The 23,030-nt window shown below is 73.1% G+C and carries 24 protein-coding genes, 1 tRNA gene and 2 pseudogenes; 21 read left to right on the forward strand and 6 right to left on the reverse strand.

Going from position 1 to position 23,030, the window contains the following annotated elements:
- Positions 1-7 precede the first annotated feature (7 nt).
- From xerD to der, 19 genes and pseudogenes are all read left to right on the forward strand, one after another.
- A complete protein-coding gene (gene xerD, locus R2740_RS07380; protein ID WP_371302048.1) occupies positions 8-928 on the forward strand; it encodes a site-specific tyrosine recombinase XerD in 921 nt (306 codons plus the stop codon).
- Complete coding sequence (locus R2740_RS07385) at positions 928-3,516, forward strand: DEAD/DEAH box helicase (RefSeq protein WP_371302049.1); 2,589 nt, start codon at positions 928-930, stop codon at positions 3,514-3,516. The genes xerD and R2740_RS07385 overlap by 1 nt, the downstream gene beginning before the upstream one ends.
- A gap of 43 nt (positions 3,517-3,559) precedes the next feature.
- Positions 3,560-4,768, forward strand: a complete 1,209-nt coding sequence (locus tag R2740_RS07390; RefSeq protein WP_371302050.1) for an NAD(P)/FAD-dependent oxidoreductase — start codon at positions 3,560-3,562, stop codon at positions 4,766-4,768.
- Between the two features lie 13 nt (positions 4,769-4,781).
- Positions 4,782-6,062, forward strand: coding sequence for a sorbosone dehydrogenase family protein (locus R2740_RS07395; RefSeq protein WP_371302051.1), 1,281 nt, complete (start codon positions 4,782-4,784; stop codon positions 6,060-6,062).
- 29 nt (positions 6,063-6,091) lie between these two features.
- Positions 6,092-6,496, forward strand: a complete 405-nt coding sequence (locus R2740_RS07400; protein WP_371302052.1) for a molybdopterin-binding protein — start codon at positions 6,092-6,094, stop codon at positions 6,494-6,496.
- Positions 6,493-7,268 (forward strand): annotated as a pseudogene (gene modA / locus R2740_RS07405) (molybdate ABC transporter substrate-binding protein). The gene R2740_RS07400 and the pseudogene modA overlap by 4 nt, the downstream one beginning before the upstream one ends.
- A 259-nt stretch (positions 7,269-7,527) precedes the next feature.
- Entirely contained in the window at positions 7,528-7,809 is a 282-nt protein-coding gene (locus R2740_RS07410) for a hypothetical protein (RefSeq protein ID WP_371302053.1), read from the forward strand.
- Positions 7,806-8,018, forward strand: coding sequence for a hypothetical protein (locus tag R2740_RS07415; protein WP_371302054.1), 213 nt, complete (start codon positions 7,806-7,808; stop codon positions 8,016-8,018). The genes R2740_RS07410 and R2740_RS07415 overlap by 4 nt, the downstream gene beginning before the upstream one ends.
- A gap of 189 nt (positions 8,019-8,207) precedes the next feature.
- Positions 8,208-8,482: pseudogene (locus R2740_RS07420) on the forward strand (ATP-binding cassette domain-containing protein); the annotation flags it as partial.
- A gap of 33 nt (positions 8,483-8,515) precedes the next feature.
- Positions 8,516-9,106 carry a TOBE domain-containing protein gene (locus R2740_RS07425; RefSeq protein ID WP_371302314.1) on the forward strand — a complete coding sequence of 197 codons (591 nt, stop codon included), beginning with the start codon at positions 8,516-8,518 and terminating at the stop codon, positions 9,104-9,106.
- Between the two features lie 348 nt (positions 9,107-9,454).
- Positions 9,455-10,438 (forward strand): ParA family protein, encoded by a 984-nt coding sequence (locus R2740_RS07430; protein WP_371302055.1) that lies wholly within the window; start codon positions 9,455-9,457, stop codon positions 10,436-10,438.
- Positions 10,423-10,779, forward strand: coding sequence for a hypothetical protein (locus R2740_RS07435; RefSeq protein WP_371302056.1), 357 nt, complete (start codon positions 10,423-10,425; stop codon positions 10,777-10,779). The genes R2740_RS07430 and R2740_RS07435 overlap by 16 nt, the downstream gene beginning before the upstream one ends.
- Before the next feature lie 7 nt (positions 10,780-10,786).
- Positions 10,787-11,818 carry a ScpA family protein gene (locus R2740_RS07440; protein ID WP_371302057.1) on the forward strand — a complete coding sequence of 344 codons (1,032 nt, stop codon included), beginning with the start codon at positions 10,787-10,789 and terminating at the stop codon, positions 11,816-11,818.
- Positions 11,815-12,480: an SMC-Scp complex subunit ScpB gene (scpB, locus tag R2740_RS07445; protein WP_371302058.1), complete on the forward strand. Its 666-nt coding sequence runs from the start codon at positions 11,815-11,817 to the stop codon at positions 12,478-12,480. Before R2740_RS07440 ends, scpB begins: the two co-directional genes overlap by 4 nt.
- A gap of 71 nt (positions 12,481-12,551) precedes the next feature.
- Positions 12,552-13,283, forward strand: coding sequence for a pseudouridine synthase (locus R2740_RS07450; RefSeq protein WP_371302315.1), 732 nt, complete (start codon positions 12,552-12,554; stop codon positions 13,281-13,283).
- 82 nt (positions 13,284-13,365) lie between these two features.
- Complete coding sequence (aroH, locus tag R2740_RS07455; RefSeq protein ID WP_371302059.1) at positions 13,366-13,776, forward strand: chorismate mutase; 411 nt, start codon at positions 13,366-13,368, stop codon at positions 13,774-13,776.
- Complete coding sequence (locus R2740_RS07460) at positions 13,773-14,846, forward strand: prephenate dehydrogenase (protein ID WP_371302060.1); 1,074 nt, start codon at positions 13,773-13,775, stop codon at positions 14,844-14,846. Before aroH ends, R2740_RS07460 begins: the two co-directional genes overlap by 4 nt.
- 59 nt (positions 14,847-14,905) lie before the next feature.
- Positions 14,906-15,619 (forward strand): (d)CMP kinase, encoded by a 714-nt coding sequence (gene cmk / locus R2740_RS07465; RefSeq protein ID WP_371302061.1) that lies wholly within the window; start codon positions 14,906-14,908, stop codon positions 15,617-15,619.
- The gene (gene der, locus R2740_RS07470; RefSeq protein ID WP_371302062.1) at positions 15,616-16,989 is read left to right on the forward strand and encodes a ribosome biogenesis GTPase Der; all 1,374 of its coding nucleotides are present in this window, start codon (positions 15,616-15,618) and stop codon (positions 16,987-16,989) included. Before cmk ends, der begins: the two co-directional genes overlap by 4 nt.
- A gap of 22 nt (positions 16,990-17,011) precedes the next feature.
- Here der and R2740_RS07475 read toward each other — a convergent pair whose 3' ends face one another.
- Positions 17,012-18,025, reverse strand: a complete 1,014-nt coding sequence (locus tag R2740_RS07475) for a hypothetical protein (RefSeq protein WP_371302063.1) — start codon at positions 18,023-18,025, stop codon at positions 17,012-17,014.
- A 160-nt stretch (positions 18,026-18,185) separates the two neighbouring features.
- Between R2740_RS07475 and R2740_RS07480 the strand changes: the two genes are divergently transcribed.
- A tRNA-Pro gene (locus tag R2740_RS07480) sits at positions 18,186-18,262 on the forward strand.
- Positions 18,263-18,337: 75 nt separating this feature from the next.
- On the opposite strand, the gene R2740_RS07485 is transcribed toward R2740_RS07480, so the two are convergent.
- Genes R2740_RS07485 through R2740_RS07495 form a run of 3 tightly spaced genes read right to left on the reverse strand, consistent with a single transcriptional unit; the run spans position 18,338 to position 20,586 of the window.
- Entirely contained in the window at positions 18,338-18,913 is a 576-nt protein-coding gene (locus R2740_RS07485) for a DUF6529 family protein (protein ID WP_371302064.1), read from the reverse strand.
- Positions 18,914-18,965: 52 nt separating this feature from the next.
- Positions 18,966-19,946 carry an NAD-dependent epimerase/dehydratase family protein gene (locus tag R2740_RS07490; protein WP_371302065.1) on the reverse strand — a complete coding sequence of 327 codons (981 nt, stop codon included), beginning with the start codon at positions 19,944-19,946 and terminating at the stop codon, positions 18,966-18,968.
- 25 nt (positions 19,947-19,971) lie between these two features.
- Positions 19,972-20,586, reverse strand: coding sequence for a hypothetical protein (locus tag R2740_RS07495; RefSeq protein WP_371302066.1), 615 nt, complete (start codon positions 20,584-20,586; stop codon positions 19,972-19,974).
- 253 nt (positions 20,587-20,839) lie between these two features.
- Between R2740_RS07495 and R2740_RS07500 the strand changes: the two genes are divergently transcribed.
- On the forward strand, positions 20,840-21,070 hold the full coding sequence (locus tag R2740_RS07500) for a DUF3099 domain-containing protein (RefSeq protein WP_371302067.1): 231 nt from the start codon (positions 20,840-20,842) through the stop codon (positions 21,068-21,070).
- A gap of 22 nt (positions 21,071-21,092) precedes the next feature.
- Here the strand turns inward: R2740_RS07500 and R2740_RS07505 are convergent, their stop codons facing one another.
- Both R2740_RS07505 and R2740_RS07510 read right to left on the reverse strand, forming a co-directional pair.
- Complete coding sequence (locus R2740_RS07505) at positions 21,093-22,364, reverse strand: DUF1501 domain-containing protein (RefSeq protein ID WP_371302068.1); 1,272 nt, start codon at positions 22,362-22,364, stop codon at positions 21,093-21,095.
- Between the two features lie 5 nt (positions 22,365-22,369).
- Entirely contained in the window at positions 22,370-22,978 is a 609-nt protein-coding gene (locus R2740_RS07510) for a DUF1800 family protein (protein WP_371302069.1), read from the reverse strand.
- Positions 22,979-23,030 lie beyond the last annotated feature (52 nt).

Genomic DNA, 23,030 nt, shown 5'->3' on the forward strand with positions numbered 1-23,030 from the left:
GAGGCCGATGGACGCGCTGACCCGGGCCGTGCGCACCTACCTCGACCACCTGTCGGTCGAGCGGGGGCTCGCGGCCAACACGCTGGCCTCCTACCGCCGTGACCTGCGGAGGTACGCCGAGTTCCTGGACGCCGCCGGCATCGACGGGCTCGACGCCATCACCGAGCAGACCGTGACCGACTTCCTGGCTCGCCTGCGTGAGGGCGATGCCGACCACCCGCCGCTGAGCGCGAGCTCGGCGGCCCGCACCGTGGTCGCCGTGCGGGGCTTCCACAAGTTCGCGGTGGCCGACGGGCTGGCCGACGCCGACCCGGCCGCGGCGGTGAAGCCGCCGACGCCGGCCAAGCGGCTGCCCAAGGCGCTGCCGCTGTCCGACGTGGAGGCGATCCTCGAGGCGGCCGGCAGCGCGGGGACCGTGCTCGCGCTGCGCGACCGGGCGCTGCTGGAGGTGCTCTACGGCACCGGTGCGCGGATCTCCGAGGCGGTCGGGCTCGATGTCGACGACGTCGACCTGGTCGACGGCACGGTGCTGCTGCGCGGCAAGGGCGGCAAGGAACGGCTGGTGCCGGTCGGGTCCTTCGCGCGGGAGGCGGTCTCGGCCTACCTCACCCGGGGCCGCCCGGAGCTGCTCGCGGCCGGTCGCGGCACGCCGGCGTTGCTGCTCAACGCCCGGGGTGGCCGGCTGTCGCGGCAGTCGGCGTGGGCGGTCCTGGTCAAGGCCGCCGAGCGGGCCGGGGTGACCCGAGACGTCTCACCGCACACGCTGCGGCACTCGTTCGCCACCCACCTCCTCGACGGCGGCGCCGACGTCCGGGTCGTCCAGGAGCTGCTCGGCCACGCGTCGGTCACGACCACGCAGGTCTACACGCTGGTCACCGTCGACAACCTGCGCGAGGTGTTCGCGACCGCGCACCCGCGGGCCCGCTGATGCGGCTGGTGACCACGCCGGGCGCCTCGCCCGACGAGCTCTACGACGACTTCGAGGCCTGGGTCGGCGAGCAGGGTCTGGCGCTCTACCCGCACCAGGAGGAGGCGGTGCTGGCGCTGCTCGCCGGCGACCACGTCGTGCTCGGCACCCCGACCGGGTCGGGCAAGTCGCTGGTCGCCACCGCGGCCCACCACCTGGCACTCGCGGGCGGGCGCCGCAGCTTCTACACCGCACCGATCAAGGCCCTGGTCAGCGAGAAGTTCTTCGCGTTGTGCGCCGTCTTCGGCGCCGACCGGGTGGGCATGCTCACCGGAGACGCCGCGGTGAACCCGGAGGCACCGGTGATCGCCTGCACGGCCGAGGTGCTGGCCAACATCGCGCTGCGCGAGGGTCGCCAGGCCGACGTGGGGCTGGTCGTGATGGACGAGTTCCACTTCTATGCCGAGCCCGACCGGGGCTGGGCCTGGCAGGTGCCGCTGCTGGAGCTCACCGACGCGCAGTTCCTGCTGATGTCGGCCACCCTGGGCGACGTCACCGACCTCGCCGACGACCTCACCCGGCGGACCGGGCGCGAGGTCACCGCGCTCACCGACGCGCCCCGACCGGTGCCGCTCAGCTTCAGCTGGTCGTTGGACCCCCTCGACGAGACGCTTGAGGAGCTGGTCACCACCGGTCAGGGGCCGGTCTACGTCGTGCACTTCACCCAGGCGGCGGCCGCCGAGCACGCCACCGCGCTGCAGCGCCGCGGCGCGTTCGGCAAGGAGCCCCGCGCGCGGCGGGAGCAGCGCGCGGCCCTGATCGCGGGCTTCCGCTTCGGCCCGGGGTTCGGCCGCACTCTCGGCACCCTGGTGCGGGCCGGCATCGGGGTCCACCACGCCGGCATGCTGCCGAAGTACCGCCGCCTGGTCGAGACGCTCGCCCAGGCCGGCCTGCTGCGGGTCATCTGCGGGACCGACACCCTGGGCGTGGGCATCAACGTGCCGATCCGCACGGTGCTCTTCACGGCGCTGGCCAAGTTCGACGGCTCGCGACAGCGCATCCTGCGCACCCGCGAGTTCCTCCAGATCGCGGGCCGCGCCGGGCGGGCCGGCTTCGACACCGCCGGCTATGTCGTCGTCCAGGCGCCCGAGCACGTCATCGACAACGAGCGGGCCAAGGCCAAGGCGGAGGCCAAGAACGCCGCCAACCCGAAGAAGCGCAGCAAGGCGCAGCTGAAGAAGCCGCCCGAGGGCGCGGTGGTGTGGACCGAGCAGACCTTCGACAAGCTGGTCGCCGGCACGCCCGAGCCGCTGCCGTCGCGGATGAAGGTCGACAACGCCCTCATCGTCAACGTGCTGGCCCGCGAGGAGGACGCCTTCCCGGTGCTCCGCCGGCTCCTGATGGACAACCACGAGCCGCGCCGCCAGCAGCTGCGGCTGGCCCGACGGGCGGTGCGGCTGGTGCGCAGCCTGGTCCGCTCGGGGGTCGTCGTGCGGCTCGAGGAGCCCGACGCGCACGGCCGCCGATACGTGCTGACCGTCGAGCTGCCCGACGACTTCGCGCTCAACCAGCCGTTGGCTCACTTCGCGCTGGCCGCGTTGGACCTGCTCGACCCGGAGCAGCCGACGTACCCGCTCGACGTGGTGTCCGTGGTCGAGGCGGTCCTCGAGCCGCCCCGGCAGGTGCTGTGGGCCCAGCAGCACGCCGCGCGCGGCGAGGCGATCGCCGAGATGAAGGCCGACGGGGTCGACTACGACGAGCGGATGGCCCGGATCGAGGACATCACCTGGCCGCGGCCGCTGGCCGAGCTGCTGGAGGGCGCCTACGACGTCTATCGGCAGACCCACCCGTGGCTGCGCGAGGACGCCCTGGATCCCAAGTCGGTGGTGCGGGAGATGTGGGAGCAGGGGATGGGCTTCACCGACGTGATCGGTCGCTACGGGCTGGCCCGCTCGGAGGGCCTGCTGCTGCGCTACCTCACCGACGCCTACCGCACCCTGCGCCAGACGGTGCCGGAGGCGCACCGCTCCGAGGCGCTGGAGGAGGTCGTCGACTGGCTGGGCGAGACGATCCGGCAGACCGACTCCTCGCTGCTCGACGAGTGGGAGGCGCTCAGCCACCCCGAGGACGGGTCGCCGGAGGCCGGTGCCGCGCCACCGACCCGGCCACTGTCGCAGCAGCGCGCGCTGGTCGTGATGGTGCGCAACGCGATGTTCGGCCGCGTCCTGCTCTGTGCCCGCGACGACCTCGACGGGCTGGCCCGGGTCGAGGCGGAGAACGCCACGCGCACCGACCCTCCGCGGGAGGTCGCGATGAACCGGCGGGCCTGGGACGAGGCCCTCGAGCACTACTACGCCGACCACGACCGCATCGAGACCGGCGGCGACGCCCGCGGGCCGGCGTACTTCTGGCTCGGGGAGGAGGAGCGCGGTCCGCAGCCCGGCGGCGCCGAGGACGTCGAGGTGCGGCTGCGCCGGGTCCGCCAGACACTCGCCGACCCGGCGGGTGACCGCGACTGGGTGCTCGACTCCGTGGTCGACCTCGACGCGACGGACGAGGTCGGGGAGCCGGTGCTGCTCACCTCGGCCCTGCACCGCCTCGACGGTTGAGGGCTAGGCTCGCGACGACGATCGAATCCTGGAGGTGGCTCGGATGGCGCGCAAGAAGGTCCTGGTCCTCGGCGGCAACTTCGGCGGGCTGACCGCTGCGCTGGCGGTCAAGCACGAGCTCGAGGGGGATGTCGACGTCACCGTGGTGTCGGCGTCCGACACGTTCCTGTTCAACCCGTCGCTGATCTGGGTCCCGTTCGGCAAGCGGGCCGCCAAGGACATCACCTTCCCGGTCGCGCCGACGTTCGAGGAGCACGGCGTGGAGTTCGTGCATGCCTCCGCGACCGGCATCGACCTGGCGAAGCGGACCGTCGCGACCACCGCGGGCGAGCAGTCCTACGACTACCTGGTGATCGCGACCGGCTACCGCAACGACTTCGACGTCGTCCCGGGTCTCGGCCCCGGCGGCCACGCCCACACCATCACCACGCTCGAGGACGCCCTGCACGCGCAGGAGGCCTGGCAGCGCTTCCTCGCCGACCCGGGCGACGTCGTGATCGGCGCCACCCAGAGCGCCGGCTGCTTCGGCGCGGCCTACGAGTTCCTCTTCAACACCTCCTACCAGCTGAAGAAGGCCGGCCTGAAGAAGCAGGTGAAGCTGACCTACCTCACCAGCGAGCCGTTCCTCGGCCACTTCGGCATCGGCGGACTGCCGCACGGCGAGGACCTGCTCGGCATGTTCCTCAAGAAGGAGAAGATCGAGGCCGTCACCGACGTCGCGATGGCGGGCGTCGACACCGACGCGATCACCCTCGTCGACGGCCGCGAGGTGCCGTTCAGGTACGCCATGGTGGTGCCGCCGTTCGTCGGCCAGGACTTCCTCAAGGAGGTCGACGGCATCGCCGACGCCAAGGGCTACATCAAGGTCCGCCCGACCTACCAGACCGAGGACCACGACGAGGTCTATGCCGTCGGCATCGCGGCCGCCGTCGTGGCCCCCTGGCAGACGCCGACGCCGGTCGGCATCCCCAAGACCGGCTTCCCGACCGAGGCGATGGCCCACACCGCGGCCAAGAACGTCGCCGCCCAGATCCGCGGCGAGGAGCCCACGGAGGAGAAGGAGTTCGGGGAGATCCCCGCGGTGTGCGTGATGGACGCGGGCAACAACGGCGTGCTGATCCTCGCCGACAAGATGCTCCCGCCACGCAAGCACGGCGTGCTGATCCCGGGTCCCCAGAACCACGCGATGAAGCTCGGCTTCGAGAAGTACTTCCTGTGGAAGATGAAGGGCGGTCACGTCGGGCTCCCGTGAGCCCGGCACGCGGATGAGGACCGTCGGGGGAGGAGCGCTGCTGACGCTGGCGCTGCTGGTGCTGACCGCCTGCTCCGACGACGCGCCCGGCACCGGCGAGGTGCCGGTGCTCACGCCGCCCTCGGGGTCGTCGAGCGCTGGGTCGTCGAGCGCCGGGTCGGGTACGCCGGCCACACCGGCGCCGACGGTGACCGTGCCACCCGCGGGGCGGGCGCCCGACCTGCAGGTCCAGGTCGTCACCGACGAGCTCGAGCACGGCTGGGACGTCGGGTTCCTGCCCGACGGGCGGGTGCTGGTCACCGAGCGCCCGGCGCGGCTGACGCTGCTGTCGTCGTCCCGGCCGGGCGCCGAGGTGACCCGGGTCGAGGCCGACCTGTCCGACGTCTACGTCGCCGGCGAGGGTGGGCTGCTCGGGATGGTGGTGCACCCCGACTTCGCGCAGTCGCGGCTGTTCACCACCTGCCAGGACCACCAGGAGGGCGGCACCCCCGTCGACATCCGGCTGGTCACCTGGCGGCTCAGCGCCGACGGCCGCTCCGCCGAGCGGGTCCGCGACCTGCTGACCGGCCTGCCGGTGGCCGTGGGTGGGCGGCACTCGGGGTGCCGTCCCACGATCGGCGCCGACGGGGCCCTGCTCGTCGGCACCGGCGACACCGCGGTCGGGTCGATCGCGCAGGACCTGGGCTCGCTGGGCGGCAAGGTCCTCCGGCTGGATCTCGACACCGGCCGCCCGCTGCCGGACAACCCGTTCGCCGACGCCGCCGACCCACGGCAGCGCTACGTCTACAGCTTTGGCCATCGCAACGTGCAGGGCGTCGCGGTCCGGCCCGCCACCGGCGAGGTCTACTCCGCCGAGCACGGGCCGGACAACAACGACGAGGTCAACCGCATCGAGCCGGGGGCCAACTACGGCTGGGACCCCGCCCAGGGCGGCACGGTCGGCGGCTACGACGAGAGCGTGCCGATGACCGACCGGCAGCGGTACCCCGACGCGGTGCCGGCGATCTGGCAGTCCGGCAGCACCACCCAGGCGATCTGCGCCGACGCCTTCCTCGAGGGCGACCAGTGGGGGAGCCTCGACGGCGCGCTGGTGGTGACCGCGCTCAAGGGGGCCAAGTTGTTGGTGCTGCGCCTGGACGAGGCGGGCGCGGTGACCGAGGTCGACGTACCCGAGGAGACCAACGGTCCCTTCGGTCGCCTGCGCGCCGCGCGGCTGGGACCCGACGGGGCGCTCTACGTGACCACGTCGAACGGCGACCGTGACCGGCTGCTGCGGATCACGCCTGAGACATGAGCCGCATCTGCGTGCGCTAGCATCCTTCCATGCCGCATGTGCGAATTCGTGACGCCGCCGTCTACCTCGGGGTCTCCGACGACACCGTGCGCCGCTGGGTCGACCGCGGGCTGCTGGCCGCCGACCAGGACGAGTCCGGCCGGATGGTGGTCGACGGCCATGCGCTGGCGCAGGTCGCCCGCGACCAGGCGAACCCGCCCGCCGTGCCCGGTGGGGTGGTCAGCTCGGCGCGCAACCGGTTCGTCGGGCTGGTGACCGACATCCGCACCGATGCCGTGATGGCCCAGGTGGAGCTGCAGTGCGGGCCCTTCCGGGTGGTGTCGTTGATGAGCAGCGAGGCGGTCCGCGACCTCGGCATCGAGCTCGGTTCGGTGGCGGTGGCCGTGATCAAGTCCACCAACGTGATCGTCGAGACCACCCGAGGAGAGGCATGAGCCGGGCAGTTGCCGCCCTTGCCGCGGGCGTCGTGCTGCTCGCTGGCTGTTCCGCGGGCGGCTCGTCGTCGAGCGACACGACGCTGACGGTCTACGCCGCGTCGTCCCTCACGGCGCCGTTCACCGAGCTCGGCAAGGAGTTCGAGGCCGACCATCAGGGAGTGACGGTGGAGTTCAGCTTCGCCGGCTCCTCCGACCTGGTCGCCCAGATCCAGGAGGGGGCCCCGGCCGACGTGTTCGCCTCGGCCGACCAGCCCACGATGGACAAGCTGAGTGCGGCCGACCTCGCCGGGTCCGATCCCGTGCCGTTCGCCACCAACACCCTCGAGATCGTGGTTCCCGCCGACAACCCGGCCGGGATCCGCTCCATGCAGGACCTCGAGAGCCCCGACGTCAACGTGGTGGTCTGTGCCCCCGAGGTGCCCTGTGGCGCCGCCACCCAGCAGCTCGCCGCCCGGGCGGGTGTGAAGCTGACGCCGGTCAGTGAGGAGCAGAAGGTGACCGACGTGCTGGCCAAGGTGTCCTCGGGTGAGGCCGACGCCGGGCTGGTCTACGTCACCGACGTGCAGGCCGCCGGCGACGCGGTGACCGGGATCGAGGTGCCGCAGGCCGCGCAGGTGGTCAACGTCTACCCGATCGCCACGGTCGCCGGGTCGCACCACGACACCCTGGCGGGGAGTTCGTCGACCTGGTGCGCTCCGACGCCGGGCAGCAGGTGCTCGAAGGCGCCGGTTTCGGACCGCCGGAGGCGCGGACGACGGAGTCGGGGTGACCGACCCGCGCAGCCGCCTGGGCCTGCCCCGCTGGATCCTGGCGCCGGCGCTGCTGGGGGCGGCGTTCGTGCTGCTGCCGCTCCTGGCCGTGGTGCTGCGCACCCCGTGGGGGCGCTTCGGGGAGCTGCTGGCCTCGCAGGCCTCGCAGGACGCGCTGTGGCTGAGCCTGCGGACCGCGACGGCCAGCACGATCCTGTGCCTGCTCCTCGGGGTGCCGATGGCGGTGGTCCTGGCGCGGTCGTCGTACCGCTTCTTGGGGTGGTTCGCTCGCTCGTCCTGCTGCCGCTGGTGCTGCCCCCGGTGGTCGGCGGCATCGCGCTGCTCTACACCTTCGGCCGGCGCGGCCTGCTCGGCTCGACGCTGGAGGTGCTCGGCGTCCAGATCGCCTTCTCGACCGCCGCGGTGGTGCTGGCGCAGACCTTCGTGGCGCTGCCGTTCCTGGTGGTGAGCCTGGAGGGCGCGCTGCGGACGGCGGGGAGCGCTACGAGGCGGTCGCGGCCACGCTCGGCGCGCGGCCGACCGCGGTGCTGCGGCGGGTGACGCTGCCCCTGGTGCTGCCGGGCCTGCTGTCGGGCACGGTGCTGGCCTTCGCCCGGGCGCTGGGGGAGTTCGGCGCCACGATCACCTTCGCGGGCAGCCTGCAGGGCGCACCCGCACGCTGCCGCTGGAGATCTACCTACGCCGCGAGACCGACGCCGCCGGCGCGGTCGCGCTGTCCCTGGTGCTGGTCGCGGTGGCGGTGCTGGTGATCGGGGTCGCCGGCCAGCGGCGGAGCGCGCTGTGAGCCTGCAGCTGGCGGCGACCGTCGCCGAGCGCGGCGTCGACGTCGCGTTGGACGTCGCCGACGGGGAGACCGTGGCCGTGCTCGGACCCAACGGGCCGGCAAGTCCACGCTGCTCGACGTGGTGGCCGGGCTGCTCCGACCCGACCGGGGCCGGGTGGTGCTCGACGGCCGGGACCTCACCGCGGCGGGGGGGCCGGGGCGCGACCTGCTGGTGCCGGCGTACGACCGGGCGGTGGGGCTGCTCGCCCAGGACCCGTTGCTGTTCCCGCACCTGAGCGTGCGCGACAACGTGGCGTTCGGGCCGCGCAGCCGACGTGCGTCGCGGGCGACCGCTCGGGTGGCCGCCGACCGCTGGCTCGCGGACCTCGACCTGACCGAGCTGGCCGACCGCCGGCCGGGCCGGCTGTCCGGGGGCAGGCGCAGCGGGTGGCGTTGGCGCGCGCGCTGGCCGCGGAGCCTCGGGTGCTCCTGCTCGACGAGCCGATGGCCGCGCTCGACGTGGCGGTCCGTCCGGCGCTGCGGCAGACCCTGCGCCGGGTGCTCGCCGAGCGCACCGCCGTGGTGGTGACCCACGACGTCCTGGACGCGCTGCTGCTGGCCGACCGGGTGGTCGTGGTCGAGGGTGGGGCCGTGGTGGAGCAGGGACCGACCGGCGAGGTGCTCACCCAGCCGCGCAGTCGTTTCGCGGCCGAGATCGCCGGGCTCAACCTGGTGTCCGGCCGGTGGACCGACGACGGGCTGGTGACCGACGACGGGCTGCGCGTGGTGGGCGAGTCGGCCGAGATCGGGCCCGTGGCCGGCGAGCCGGCGGTGGCCGTCTTCCCGCCCTCGGCGGTGTCGGTGTTCCTCACCGCCCCCGGAGGCAGCCCGCGCAACGCCGTCGCGGTGACGGTGACCTCCGTCGAGCCACAGGCGGGCCACCTGCGGGTCCGCGGTGGCGGGCTGAGCGCCGACGTGACCCCCCGCTCCGTGGCCGAGCTCGGCCTGGCACCCGGCGTCTCCGCCGTGTTCGTGGTGAAGGCGACCGAGGTGACCGTCTATCCCCGCACCTGACGTCGGTCCTCCACAGGTTCTGCACAGGCCGAGCGCGGGATGTGCAGATCGCGCCCTCCTCGTCCACACGTCGTCAACAGATTTCACAAAGTCCTGGGGGTAACCGCGGTTCGGCTTGTTCGGGCCTCGGCAGCCGACCTAGCCTGACGAACGACGGGCGAGATGTCGCCGTGTCGACAAAAGGTGACGGGGTGCAGCGGCCCCGCCGCCGACAGCGAGGAGTGCAGATGAGCGGTGGCTCACCGTTCGGGGAAGCCCCGGACAGCCGGGCAGCAACCCCGGCAGCAGTGCCCCCGAGATGCCGCCGATGGTCCCACCCATCCCTCCCCTTCCCCAGGAGGCGACACCGTGGTGAGCTACACCGTCCCGTTCCCGACCCGCGACGAACCGGCCGAGGAGCCGGTCGAGCCCGCAGCTGCGGCCGGTGAGGTCGAGCCGACTCCGGCAGCTGCGGCCGGTGAGGTCGAGCCGGCCGAGGAGCCGGTCGAGGTCGTCCTCGGGCCCACCGGCCGGCCGCTGCCGGAGTTCCCGGAGCCGCAGCCGCTCACCGAGCACGGCCACGCCCGGGTGGTCTCGTTGTGCAACCAGAAGGGCGGCGTCGGCAAGACCACGACCACGATCAACCTCGGCGCCTCGCTCGCGGAGTACGGCCGCAAGGTGCTGCTCGTCGACTTCGACCCGCAGGGCTCGCTGTCGGTCGGCCTCGGGCTCAACCCGCACGAGATGAAGCTCACGGCCTACAACCTGCTGATGGACCGCGACGTCACGCTCGACGACGTGATCGTGCCCTCCGGGGTGCCCGGCATGGACCTGCTGCCGTCCAACATCGACCTCTCGGCCGCCGAGGTGCAGCTCGTCCACGAGGTGGGCCGCGAGCAGACCCTGGCCCGGGTGCTCGCCCCGGCGATGGAGCGCTACGACGTGGTGCTCATCGACTGTCAGCCCTCGCTCGGCCTGCTCACCGTCAACGCGCTGACCGCCTCCACGGGCGTGATCGTGCCGCTGGAGTGCGAGTACTTCGCGCTGCGCGGCGTCGCGCTGCTCAAGAACACCATCGACAAGGTCCAGGAGCGGCTCAACCCCCAGCTCGTGATCGACGGTGTCCTCGGCACGATGTTCGACGGCCGCACCCTGCACGGCCGCGAGGTCATGCAGCGTCTCGTCGAGGCCTGGGGCGACCAGGTCTTCCACACCGTCATCCGGCGCACCGTGAAGTTCTCGGACTCCACGGTGGCCGGCGAGCCGATCACGACGTACGCCGGTGACTCGACGGGCGCCGACGCCTACCGCCAGCTGGCCAAGGAGGTGCTCGACCGTTGGCACGACGGGTGAGCATGCCCACGGCGGACGACCTGTTCCGCCCCACCGACCCCACGGAGCCGACGACCACCCCGAGGACGTCCTCGCGGGTGCGCGCCGTCCCCGACCCCGACGACCGCCCCAGCGGCCCACCGCGGCCGAGCGGGCGGGTACGGCACGACGAGAAGATGACCGTCTACGTCACCGCCGCCGAGCTGCTCCACCTGGAGCAGGCCCGGCTGCAGCTGCGCGCGGTGCACGGACTGGCCGTCGACCGTGGTCGGCTGGTGCGCGAGGCGCTGGCGCTGGTGCTCGCGGAGTTCGAGGACGCCGGCGAGGAGTCCGCCCTGGTGAGGCGGCTGACCGAGGAATGACCACGCCATGAGCGGCCCGGCACCCAGCGACGTGGTCGCCGTGCCGGCGCCGGAGCAGGCGCTCGACCCCGCCTCCGCCGACGCCTCGGACGCACCGGACAGCGGCTCCGCCTTCGAGGTCCGGCTGGACAACTTCGAGGGCCCCTTCGACCTGCTGCTGCAGCTGATCAGCAAGCACAAGCTCGACATCACCGAGGTGTCGCTGTCGCGGGTGACCGACGAGTTCATCGCCCACGTCAAGGCCGGGGGACCGGTCTGGGACCTGGAGCAGACCACGTCGTTCCTGCTGGTCGCAGCGACGCTGCTCGACCTCAAGGCCGCCCGGCTGCTGCCGCAGGGCGACGTGGAGGACGAGGAGGACCTCGCGCTGCTGGAGGCTCGCGACCTGCTGTTCGCGCGGCTGCTGCAGTACAAGGCCTTCAAGCAGGTCGCCGGCGTCCTGGAGCGCCGGCTCGCCGAGGAGACCCGGCGGCACCCCCGCGCGGTGGGGCTGGAGGAGCGCTTCGCCACGCTGCTGCCCGAGGTGCTGATCGGGATCGGCCTCGACCAGTTCGCTGCCCTGGCCGCGAAGGCGATGGAGCCCAAGCCGGTCCACGAGCTGTCGCTGGCCCACATCCACGCACCGCAGGTCAGCGTGCGCGAGCAGGCGGCGCTGGTCGTCGACCGGCTCCGCCGCAGCGGCACCATGACGTTCCGTGCGCTGTGCGGCGACTCTCCGGACACGATCACCACGGTGGCCCGGTTCCTGGCCCTGTTGGAGCTGTTCCGCGAGGGTGCCGTGGGATTCGACCAGGTGACCCCGCTCGGTGAGCTCACCGTCCGCTGGACCGGCAGCGACGAGGGCGACATCGAGATCGACGACGAGTTCGACAAGCCGCCCGGCGAGGACGACGGTACGCCGGCCGCCGAGGCCCCCGACGAGCGCGAGGCGGCAACCGAGGCGGCCGCCCAGACCGACGCCGAGACCGCTGCCGACGCTGCAGCCGCTGCCGACGGGGACCCCGATCCGGTCGCCGTGAGCGAGGAGGACACCCCATGACCGAGCAGGCCCAGCAGGCCCCGCACCCCGACGAGGCGACGCTGGCGGTACCGATGGCCGACCTGCGGCCGTCGCTGGAGGCGGTGCTGATGGTCGCCGACCAGCCGCTGGACCAGGTGGCCCTGGCCTCGGCCGTGGGCTACCCGGTGTCCGAGGTGGGCCAGGCCCTGCAGGACCTGGCCGAGGAGTACACCCAGCAGGGGCGGGGCTTCGAGCTGCGCAACGTCGCCGGGGGCTGGCGCTACTACACGCGCGAGGAGTACGCCTCGGTGGTCGAGGGGTTCGTGCTCGACGGGCAGCAGGCCCGGCTGACCCAGGCGGCCCTCGAGACGCTGGCGGTGGTGGCCTACAAGCAGCCGGTCTCGCGTGCCCGCGTGTCGGCGATCCGTGGTGTCAACGTCGACGGCGTGATGCGCACGCTGCTCACCCGTGGACTGGTCGAGGAGGCCGGCCACGACGGCGAGCACGGCGCCACGCTCTATCGGACCACCGGCTACTTCCTGGAGCGGATCGGGGTGCAGTCCCTCGACGAGCTGCCCGAGCTGGCGCCCTACCTGCCGGAGATGGACGACCTCGAGGACGAGCTGGTCGGCCTCGCCGACAGCGTCGCACCCGCCGCCGAGGCCGAGGCGCCAGCGGCGGGCGAGGGCACCGACGCGTGACCGATCCCGACGCCGGCTCCCGGCCGGGCACCGCCGACGGGAGCGCCGACGCGGGGCCGGCAGACGACGGGCTGGTCCGCCTCCAGAAGCTGCTGGCGCAGTCGGGCGTGGCCTCGCGGCGTCGCTGCGAGGAGCTGATGCTCGACGGGCAGGTCGAGGTCGACGGCGAGGTCGTCACCCGGCTCGGCACCAAGGTCGACCCGCGCACCGCGGTGATCCGGGTGCAGGGCCGGCGGCTGCCTCCGGTGTCGCCGCACGTCTATCTGGTGCTCCACAAGCCGCGCGGCGTGGTGTCGACGATGTCCGACCCCGAGGGTCGCAGGACGCTCCAGGACTTCGTGGCGGAGCGGCCCGAGCGGCTGTTCCACGTCGGCCGGCTCGACACCGACACCTCCGGGCTGATCATCCTCACCAACGACGGCGACTTCGCCCACCGCCTGGCGCACCCGTCGTACGAGGTGGACAAGACCTACGTCGCCGAGGTCGACGGCGAGGTCACCAAGGCGACCCTGCAGCGGCTGCGCGACGGGGTGACTCTCGAGGACGGACCGGTGGCCGTCTCGTCGGCCCGCGTGGTCAGCCGGGGCGAGGGCGGTGCCGCCGGTCGCGCGATCGTCGAGGTGGTCATCCACGAGGGCCGCAACCGGATCGTGCGACGGCTGCTGGCCGAGGTCGGCCATCCCGTACGCCGGCTGACTCGCACCCGGCTCGGCCCGGTGCGGCTGGGCTCGCTGCGCTCCGGTGCCGTGCGCGAGCTGACCTCCGACGAGCTGGGGGCGTTGCTGGACGGCGTCGGCCTCTGACCCGGACGCGGCACTAGGGTGTGCTCTGGATCGGGAGCGCCCGGTCCACGGGCCGGCGAGCGACAGCGGAGGAGGCAGCACCGTGGCCGTGCGAGCCGTGCGGGGGGCCACCCAGCTCGACGAGGACACCCGCGAGCACATGCTCGAGCGGGTCGCCGAGATGGTGACCGACGTGATGGCCTCCAACGGCCTGGAGGTCGATGACTTCATCTCGGTCATCTTCACCGCGACCTCCGACCTGGTCTCGGAGTTCCCCGCCTATGCCGCCCGCCGACTCGGCTTCGGCGAGGTCCCGCTGCTGTGCGCCAAGGAGCTGGAGATCGAGCGCTCGATGCCGCGCGTCGTGCGGATGCTGGCCCACGTCGAGACCGACCTGCCGCGCGCCGACCTCACGCACTGCTACCTCCACGGCGCCGCGCTGCTCCGCACCGACCTGACCCGGGTGCGTTCGGTGCCCGACGAGGCCGAGCCCGCCGTCGAGGGACCCACGTGAGCCAGCGACTGACCGGTCCGGTGCTGGTGGTCGGGACCGGCCTGCTGGGCACCTCGGTGGCGCTCGCCTGCCGGCGGGCGGGCCTCGAGACCCTGCTGGCCGACGTGGCGGCCGACCACGTGCGCACGGCCACCGGGCTGGGAGCCGGCCGGCCGCTGCGTGACGATGACGCGCCGCAGGTGGTCGTGGTGGCCGTGCCACCCGACCACCTGGCCGACGCCGTCGCGGCGGCGCTGCTGACGACCGACGCCGTCGTCACCGACGTCGGCAGCATCAAGACCGGGCCGCTGGCCGCCGTGGCCGCCGAGGTGTCGCCGGGCGAGCTCACCCGCTATGTCGGCTCGCATCCGATGGCCGGCAGTGAGCGCTCCGGGCCGCTGGCGGCCAGCGAGGCGCTGTTCGACGGCCGGCCCTGGGCCGTCACTCCCCACGAGGCCAGTGCTCCGGACGCGGTCGAGCTGGTCGAGGAGCTGGCCCGGGTGTGTGGCGGCGTGCCCCTGCGGCTGACGCCCGGCGAGCACGACCGGGCCGTGGCGCGGGTGTCCCACCTGCCCCAGCTGGTGGCGGTGCTGATGGCCGCACGGCTGGCCGAGGCGCCGCCGGAGCACCTGGCGCTGTCCGGCCAGGGGGTTCGCGACGTGACTCGGATCGCCGGCAGCGACCCGGGGTTGTGGCGGCAGATCGTGGGCGGCAACGCCGAGGCCGTGTTGACGATGTTGGGCGAGCTCCGTGGCGAGCTGGACGCGCTGATGGCGGCGGTCGGCAGTGGCTCCGGTGAGGCGCTCGAGCGGATGCTGGAGCGAGGGGTCGCGGGCACCCGCGCGATCCCGGGCAAGCACGGCGGCACGCCCGCGCCAACCGCACCGCTCTATGTCTCGGTGCCCGACCATCCCGGCGAGCTCGCGCGGCTCTTCACCGACGCGGGGGAGAGCGGGGTCAACATCGAGGACGTGCGCATCGACCACGATCCCGGTCGGGAGACCGGGCTGGTGGAGCTGGTGGTCGAGGAGGCGCGTGCCGACCTGCTGCTGACCGCTCTGGAATCGAGGGGATGGGTGGCTCACCGCTAGGCTGTGTCGGTTCGTACGCCGCCTCCGCGGCGCCCTTCCGCTCCTTCGAGAGGCACCCCGTGAGCACCGACGCGCCCGCCCCGGGCACCGGCCAGCCGAGCACCGCCGGCCTGGTGATCGCGATCGACGGCCCGTCGGGCTCCGGCAAGTCCAGCACCTCACGCGGGGTGGCCGCCCGACTGGGGCTGCGCTACCTCGACACGGGGGCGATGTTCCGCGCGGTGACCTGGTGGATGCTCGACCACGGCGTCGACGTCCACGACCCCGAGGCGGTCGCCGCACGCGCCGGCGAGCCGCTGGTCGAGTCCGGCACCGACCCGCTGACGCCCACGATCAGCGTCGACGGGGTCGACGTGTCGGTCGAGATCCGCAGTGACGCGGTCAACGCCGCGGTCAGCCCGGTCAGCGCGGTGCCCGCGGTGCGCGCGCGGCTGCTCGAGCTGCAGCGTGCCGTCGCCGCCGAGGGCGACATCGTGGTCGAGGGCCGCGACATCGGGTCGGTGGTGCTGCCCGACGCGCCCGTGAAGGTCTACCTCACCGCCGACCCGGCCGCCCGCGCCGCCCGTCGGGCCCTCGAGGAGGGCGGGTCCGACCTCGCGGCCACCGAGGCGTCGCTGCTGCAGCGGGACGTGATCGACTCCACCCGGGCCACGGCGCCGCTGGTGCAGGCCGACGGAGCCGCCCACCTCGACACCACGGCGTACACCCTCGACGAGGTGATCGACCAGGTGGTCGCGCTCGCCGAGGCCGTCGCTGCCGGGGACGCGTCGTGAGCGAGCACGAGACCGGCCCCGAGACCGAGCACGCCGTCGAGGCCGACGCCGCCGGCCCGCTGCCGGTGCTGGCCGTCGTGGGACGGCCCAACGTCGGCAAGTCGACGCTCGTCAACCGGATCATCGGGCGGCGGGAGGCGGTCGTCGAGGACCGCCCCGGCGTCACGCGTGACCGGGTGTCCTATGACGCGCAGTGGAACGGCCGGGCCTTCACCGTCGTCGACACCGGAGGCTGGGACCCCGACGCCCGGGGGATGGCCGAGCGGATCAAGGCCCAGGCCGAGATCGCGGTGTCGCTGGCCGACGCCGTGCTGTTCGTCGTCGACGCCACGGTCGGCATCACCGACGCCGACGAGGCCGTCGTCAAGGTGCTGCGTCGCTCCGGCAAGCCCGTCGTGCTGGCCGCCAACAAGGTCGACGACGCTCGCACCGAGGCGGAGGCCTACGGCCTGTGGAACCTCGGGCTCGGCGAGCCGCTGCCGGTCTCGGCGCTGCACGGGCGCGGCTCCGGCGACCTGCTCGACGCCTGCCTGGCCGCCCTCCCCGAGCCGCCGCCGGAGCGGGAGGTCGAGGTGGGCGGCCCGCGGCGGGTGGCGCTCGTCGGCAAGCCCAACGTCGGCAAGTCGTCGCTGCTCAACCGGCTCGCCGGCGAGGAGCGAGTGGTCGTCGACAACGTTGCCGGCACCACCGTCGACCCGGTCGACGAGCTGGTCGAGCTCGGCGGCCGGACCTGGCGGTTCATCGACACCGCCGGCATCCGCAAGCGGGTCAAGGAGGCCTCCGGCCACGAGTACTACGCCTCGCTGCGCACCGCCACCGCGATCGATCGGGCCGAGGTCGTGGTGCTGCTGGTCGACGGCGGGGAGTCGATCTCCGAGCAGGACGTCCGGATCATCCAGACCGTCCGCGAGGCCGGCCGCGCCCTGGTGATCGCCTTCAACAAGTGGGACCTGGTCGACGAGGAGCGCCGCTACTACCTCGACCGCGAGATCGAGCGCGACCTGGTGCAGGTGCAGTGGGCGCCCCGGATCAACATCACCGCCCGCACCGGGTGGCACGTCGACCGACTGGTGCCCGCGATCGACCGGGCGCTGGAGGGGTGGGAGACCCGGGTGCCGACCGGCGCGCTCAACGCCTTCCTGGGCCGGTTGGTCGCCGAGCACCCCCACCCCGTGCGCGGTGGCAAGCAGCCCAAGATCCTGTTCGGCACCCAGGCGTCGACGGCGCCGCCGGTGTTCATCCTGTTCACCAGCGGCAAGCTGGAGGCGTCGTACGAACGCTTCATCGAGCGCCGGCTGCGCGAGGAGTTCGGCTTCGTCGGCACCCCGATCGTGCTGCAGCAGCGGCCGCGGGAGAAGCGCAAGCGCTGACCCGGGCAGCGGCAGCCGACGGTCACGGCGAGGGGAAGCCGAAGGGGCGGCTCTTGACCAGGCTGGTCACCCGCTGGCACTTCTTGCCGATCGTGCAGCGCACCAGGGCGTGCTTGGACGTCCAGCCGCGCAGGTAGTCGGTCCAGAGCAGGGCGCCGTCGTCCTCCCAGCGCAGCGTCGCCGAGATGCCGGGCTGGTAGCTCGCGATCCGCTCCCCGTCGCTGACTCGGCGTACGTCGATCCGGTGGGTGGTCCAGCCGCCCTTGCGCTGGTATCCAGCGACCAGGGTGCCGTCGGGGGAGAGCGCGACCGGCAGGAACGAGGCCGTCCACGTCGGGGTGTCCGGGGCGGTGAGGGTCGTCGGCCCGAACTCGCCGGCGTGGTCGCCGCGGACGAACAGCAGGTCGTGCGGCTGGTCGGCCAGGGCGCTGGGCCGCCTCGTGAGCGTGGACATCCCCTCGGCCTTGCTCCATTGCTTGGTCTTCGCACCGACGCTGAACGTCACCGTGCCGGCGGCGAACTCCAGCATCCTGCTGGGGCCGGGGACGTACTTGTAGACCACCCGGGTGCCGTCGAGACGGTTGACGAAGAACTCGGTGTCGTCGCCCCGGTCGAGATAGGACACCAGCAGCCGGGTGCCCTCGCGGCTGAGCCGCCAGGAGTCCGTGTCGTCGTCGGAGAAGCCGCGGTGGACCACGGTCTTCTTCTTCCCCTTGACCAGGACGAAGTCCCGCGACGGCATCGCCGGACCGCCGATCACCCAGCCGCCGCCGGCGCGGCCGGCGAGCACCAGGTCTCTCGCCTGCGCCTTGGTGAAGGGCAGGTGCCGCACGGTGCCGTCGGCCAGGTGCAGGTCGCGGCCGATCAGGTACGTCGTCCGCGCGTGCGAGCCGGTCGGCAGCGTGCCGAGGCGTACCGTCACCGTGCTCACGGCCTGGCGGGCGGTGGTGTCCTCGGCCCGCGCGGGACCGACCATCGGCCCGAGGGCCAGCGCGGTGGTCGTGAGCAGGGCGGTCAGGGAGGCGGTGCGGCGCACGGGCACTCCTTCCACATCGGGTCTCGTGGGTGGACGTACCGATGGGATGCGGCTGGGCGCGCGAGAGTTGCCACGAGTCCCGTGGCCGGGCCCGTTTGGGGGACAGCCGCCCGCCTGCGGTAGGGTTCACTCCGCTCGAGCGCCTCCCGGCGACGGGCATCGGGCTGTGGCGCAGCTTGGTAGCGCACTTGACTGGGGGTCAAGGGGTCGCAGGTTCAAATCCTGTCAGCCCGACCAGCGTTTTCGCAGGTCAGAGGCCGTTTCCGGAGCTCCGGAGGCGGCCTTCTGCGCGTGCTGGGCGGCGCCTTGCCCTCAGGTGGGCCACCCCTTCGTGCCGACGTACCAGCCGACCGAGGTGAGGATCACCAGCACCAGCACGGTGAACAGCAGGCCGCCCGCGATCGGCAGGAACCAGCCGGGTGCGCGGTGGGACCGGACGGCCACCACCTTGACGACCAGGGCGCCGAAGACGACGCAGCCGAGCACACCGTGCACGACGGTGCGTAGCGACACCTCCTCGCCGTCGGGGAGATGGCCGTACTCCAGCCCCAGGGCCCAGAGGCAGTGGTAGCCCACGAAGAGCATCAGCAGCACCGCCAGCGCGCCGCAGGCCCGATGGACCCGACCCAGCCACGCCGGCGCCGGCCGGCCCAGCTTGCCGTAGAGCCACAGGGCGCCGAGCAGCTGCAGCAGCGCCAGGAGGGCGATCACGGACGACACCACGACCTTCATCGCCAGGACGGTGTCGTAGCCCAGCGTGGTGGTCCCGGAGAGCGTCGGGTCGTGCACCCTGCCGAACACGCCCAGCAGCAGCGCCACCACGGCGCCGGCGGCGCAGGCGGTGAGCGGCACCGTCATCGGTCGGGGGTCGGTCGTCGCGTGGGACATTCCCTCAGCGTCCTGCAGCTCGCCCGGACCGGCAAGAGCACAGGCGGGTCTGTCAGGCGCGGGCCCGCCAGGCGGCGAGCAGCTCCTGCTCCCGCTCGGGGGAGAGCCCCAGGCCGCGGCCGGCCGCCGACTCGGGATCGGCCTCGGCCCAGGCCAGGGTGTCGCGGACGACGTCGGCCCAGGGTCGGTGGGTGAGGCCGACCGACTCCGCGCGGTCGGTCGACATCGCCAGCGCCTGCTCCGGAGTCCCCTCCGACCACAGCGGCAGCTGCGCGGCGTCGACGCCCTGGCCGACCAGCCAGTCGCCGTCGACCCGGACCAGCTCGGCGCTGCTGCCGAGCGCCGCGGCGGTCTCCTCGAGCAGCTGCCCGAACGTGGTGGCCGGTCGCGCCGCGGTGAAGGTGCCCGCCACCCGGTCCGCGGCCAGGGCGACCACCCAACGACCCATGTCACGCGCGTCGATGGCCTGCATGGGGGCGTCCGAGGGTCCGGGGGCGAGGGTCGGGCCGCCGCGCGCCAGCCGCCTCACCCACCACGGGAACCGACCGGTGTAGTCGCGCGGCCCGACGACGTACGTCGGCCGCACCAGCGTCAACCCGGCGTCGGCGTAGCGCGACCGCGCCACCGCCTCGCAGGCGACCTTGAGCGGCCCGTAGGTCTCGCCGGTGACCTCGGTGACCTCGGGCTCCGCCGCCGCCAGCAGCTCGGCATCCTCGGTGGCTCCCGCGGCGGCCGGCTCGGCATAGACGGACACCGTCGAGACCAGCAGGTGGTGGCCGCCGCGGTCCCCGAGGGCGTCGGCGAGGGAGGCCACCTGCCCGGGCAGGTAGGCGCAGGTGTCGATGGTGGCGTCCCACGTGCCTTCGCCGAGTGCCGAGAGGTCGCCGTCGCGGTCGGCGAGCAGGTGGCGGGCGTCCGGGAGGTCCTCGGTGGCGTTCCGGTGCAACACCGTCACCTCGTGTCCGGCGGCGAGCGCCGCCTCGGCCATCGCGTGGCCGACGAAACGGGTGCCGCCGATGATCAGCAGTCGCATGGGCCGATCCTAGGCCCGGCGCTGCTCAGCGGACCGAGACGGCGACGAGGGCGAGGACGGCGACGACGTCGGCGACGTAGATCCCGGCCTCGGCCCACGAGAGCAGCCTGCCCGTCGCTCCGAGCCGGTCCACCGCCTCGTGCTTCACGGCGATGGTCCAGCGCAGGCTCCGGTAGCCGCCGACGACCCTGAGCCGGTCACGCCACCGGGTGAACGAGCGTCGGCGCTCGTCGGAGGGCGTGACCTCTCCGCGATGGATCCCGACCACCGCCAGGGCAGCGAGGTAGGCCAGTGGCCCGACGAGGAGCCGAAGCACGATGCCTGCGGCCAGCACCATCAGCGGAGTGGCCAGGGCCCGCACCAGGCCACCCACGGACGCCAGCTCGCCCGCCGTCTCCTCGTCCAGCCCGCCGAACGCGGAGGCGACCGCGGCGCCTGCCAGGATCACCGTGATCGAGCCGGCCCGCATCAGCCGCAGCACGAGCACGATCAGAGCCGAACGCCGGCCGGGCCCGAGCACCACGGCCGCCGGCACGCTGGCGGCCCACTCGTCGTCAGGCAGTCCGGCCGGAGCCGCCGCGTCGGCGTCGGCACCGGCCGGGAGACCGGCCTCGGCTCCACCCGCCCCGGCGCTGCTCATGCGCTCCATGATGGCCGAACCCGGCAGCGGGTGCTGCACGCCGGCGCGGTGGCGGTCAGCAGCGGACCCGGGTGCCCTTGAACAGCAGCCAGGTGGAGCCGTCGGCGAGCGCCTGCAGCACCTTGTCGACGGTGCGCGCGGTGCGGGCTGTCATGGCTCCTCCCTTCGGCGACCTCGGCCGTGGACGGCACGAGGGTGATGCAAGGGAGGAGCGTCCCGGGGCCGGTCACGTACGTCGGGCTACCGTGGAGCCGTGACCCGGGAGCAGGTGCGGCGGGTGACCGAGGTGCCCCTGCCGCTCAGCGAGCAGCAGCGCCGCCGCCGCCGGCGCTACCTCGAGATCATGTCCGCCTGCGTCGTGCTGATCGTGCTCGCCTGGACCGTGGTTCCTCAGTTCTCGATGCGTCTCGCACTGGCGATGTCCCTGGTGGCGGCCGTGCTGCCGCCGGTCGCGGTGATCGTCGCCAACCGCAAGGACGACTGAGCCCTCGACGCGCCCCAGGGGTCTACTGACCGACCATCAGGCCGACACGCTCGCGGGTGAAGCCCGGGAACACCTGGGACGTGCTGGTCGTGAAGCGCGCGGCCACCACCTCGGAGAGCACCGAGCGGTAGTCCGTGGTGACCAGCAGGTCGGCGTCGACGTCGTTGGTGATCGTGGGCCAGTTGGCGTAGTACTTGCCGCCCTTGACGCCGGCGCCGGCCACGAACATCACGTTGCCGTAGCCGTGGTCGAGTCCCACGTTGGCGTTCTCCTTCACCCGGCGGCCGAACTCGCTCATCGTCACCAGGGTGACCTTGGAGGCGAGGCCGCCGATGTCGGTGAAGAACGCGGCGACGCACTTCGCGAACTCCTCGGTGTTGCGGATCATGGCGCCGTACTCCAGCGTGCCGAGGCCGGTGTGCATGTCCCAGGCGCCCTGGTCGATGGTGATCACCGAGACTCCGGCATCCCCGCGGACGATCCGGGCGGCGACGGCCATCGCCTTGCCCAGCGACCCCTTCGGGTACGTCGCGCCGTTGCGCGGTCCGGCCGCGGTGGACGTGACCGGCTTGAAGCCCTTGACGGCGCTGAACGTGGAGGAGGCAGCGGCACCGAGGGGCGTCTTCTGGCCGTCCCACATCGTGTGCAGCGACGTCACCCGCCCGCGGGGCACGCGGCCCTTGCCGTCGCCGGCGATCTGCACCTGGTCGACCTTGGACAGCGACATGAAGTGCTCGGGGCCGTAGAGCGACGACGGCGGGGCGGCCCCGCCCACGTTGACGGCCTGGAGCGGTGAGCTGATCGCGTCGGTGCCGATCAGCCGGTTCAGCCAGCCGGTCCGTGCCGAGGAGCCGGGTTCGGCGTCCTCCATCTCCTCCATGGCCGCGAAGTGCGAGCGGCTGACGGACGGCAGCCCGGCGGCGTGCACGACGGCGAGCTTGCCGCCGTTCCACAGGGGGAGGAGCGGCTTGAGCCGCGGGTGCAGGCCGAAGAACCCGTCGGTGGCCAGCAGCTTGCCCTTCGGGATCGCGATCTTGGGTCGGGCCTGGTAGTAGACCGGGTCGCCGTAGGGCACGGCGAGCGACATCCCGTCCGCGGCGCCGCGCATCGAGAGCACGACGAGCACCGACGGCGACGGCGCGAGGCTGGCGGCGGCGGTCTGCAGGACGGCGTCGCCGATCACCGTGGTGGTGCCAGCGAGCGCGGCGGCGCCGAAGAGGCCGCGCCGGGAGAGCATCGGCCGGGCGGCGGCCATCTCCGTGCAGCAGGAGGGCTGGGTCGAGGTCTGGTCCATGAGGCTCACCGGCTCAGGTGGTCGGGGGAGTCGAGGATGGTCGCGAGCACGAACGGCATGTCCCACTTGACCAGCCGGTGCCCCTTCACGATGCGGTCCGACGGGCGGTAGCCGACCACCTCGCAGCAGGCCTGGAGCAGCGTCGAGGTGGAGCGCTTGCCGAGCAGCCGCAGGGAGAGGTAGTCGACCAGCTCGTCGTAGCGGATCGGGTAGCGCGGCACCCACGAGCCGCGGCTCTTGTAGCGGATGCCCTTCTTCGGGTACCAGGAGCCGGCCAGGGCGTAGTGAACCTGGAACGACGACAGCATCCGTGACGGCGACGACCAGGCCACGTTGTCCATCGGGCTGCCGTCGGGACGCGGCCAGGTGAACGGTGTCAACCCGATCTGCCCGGCCTGCCACAGCATCGCGTTGGCCGCGTGGTCATCGCCGCCGGTGTTCGGGGGGTCGGTGACCTTGATGTTGAGCGCGCGGTACGTCGCGACCACGTCCTCGCCGGGGTCGCGCACCTTCTGACCGGCCGCCGCCGCGAACTCGGGGGAGTCGACCAGCGCCCGCAGCACCGGCTTGATGGCGGTGCCGTTGTCGAGGAACACCTGGGCGAGTCGGTCCACCAGCGCCTGGGGCGGGTCGTCGGAGACGAACTTGATGGCCAGCTTGCGGGCG

Origin of the sequence: Nocardioides sp. (assembly GCF_041393715.1) — a bacterium.
Lineage (GTDB): Bacteria > Actinomycetota > Actinomycetes > Propionibacteriales > Nocardioidaceae > Nocardioides.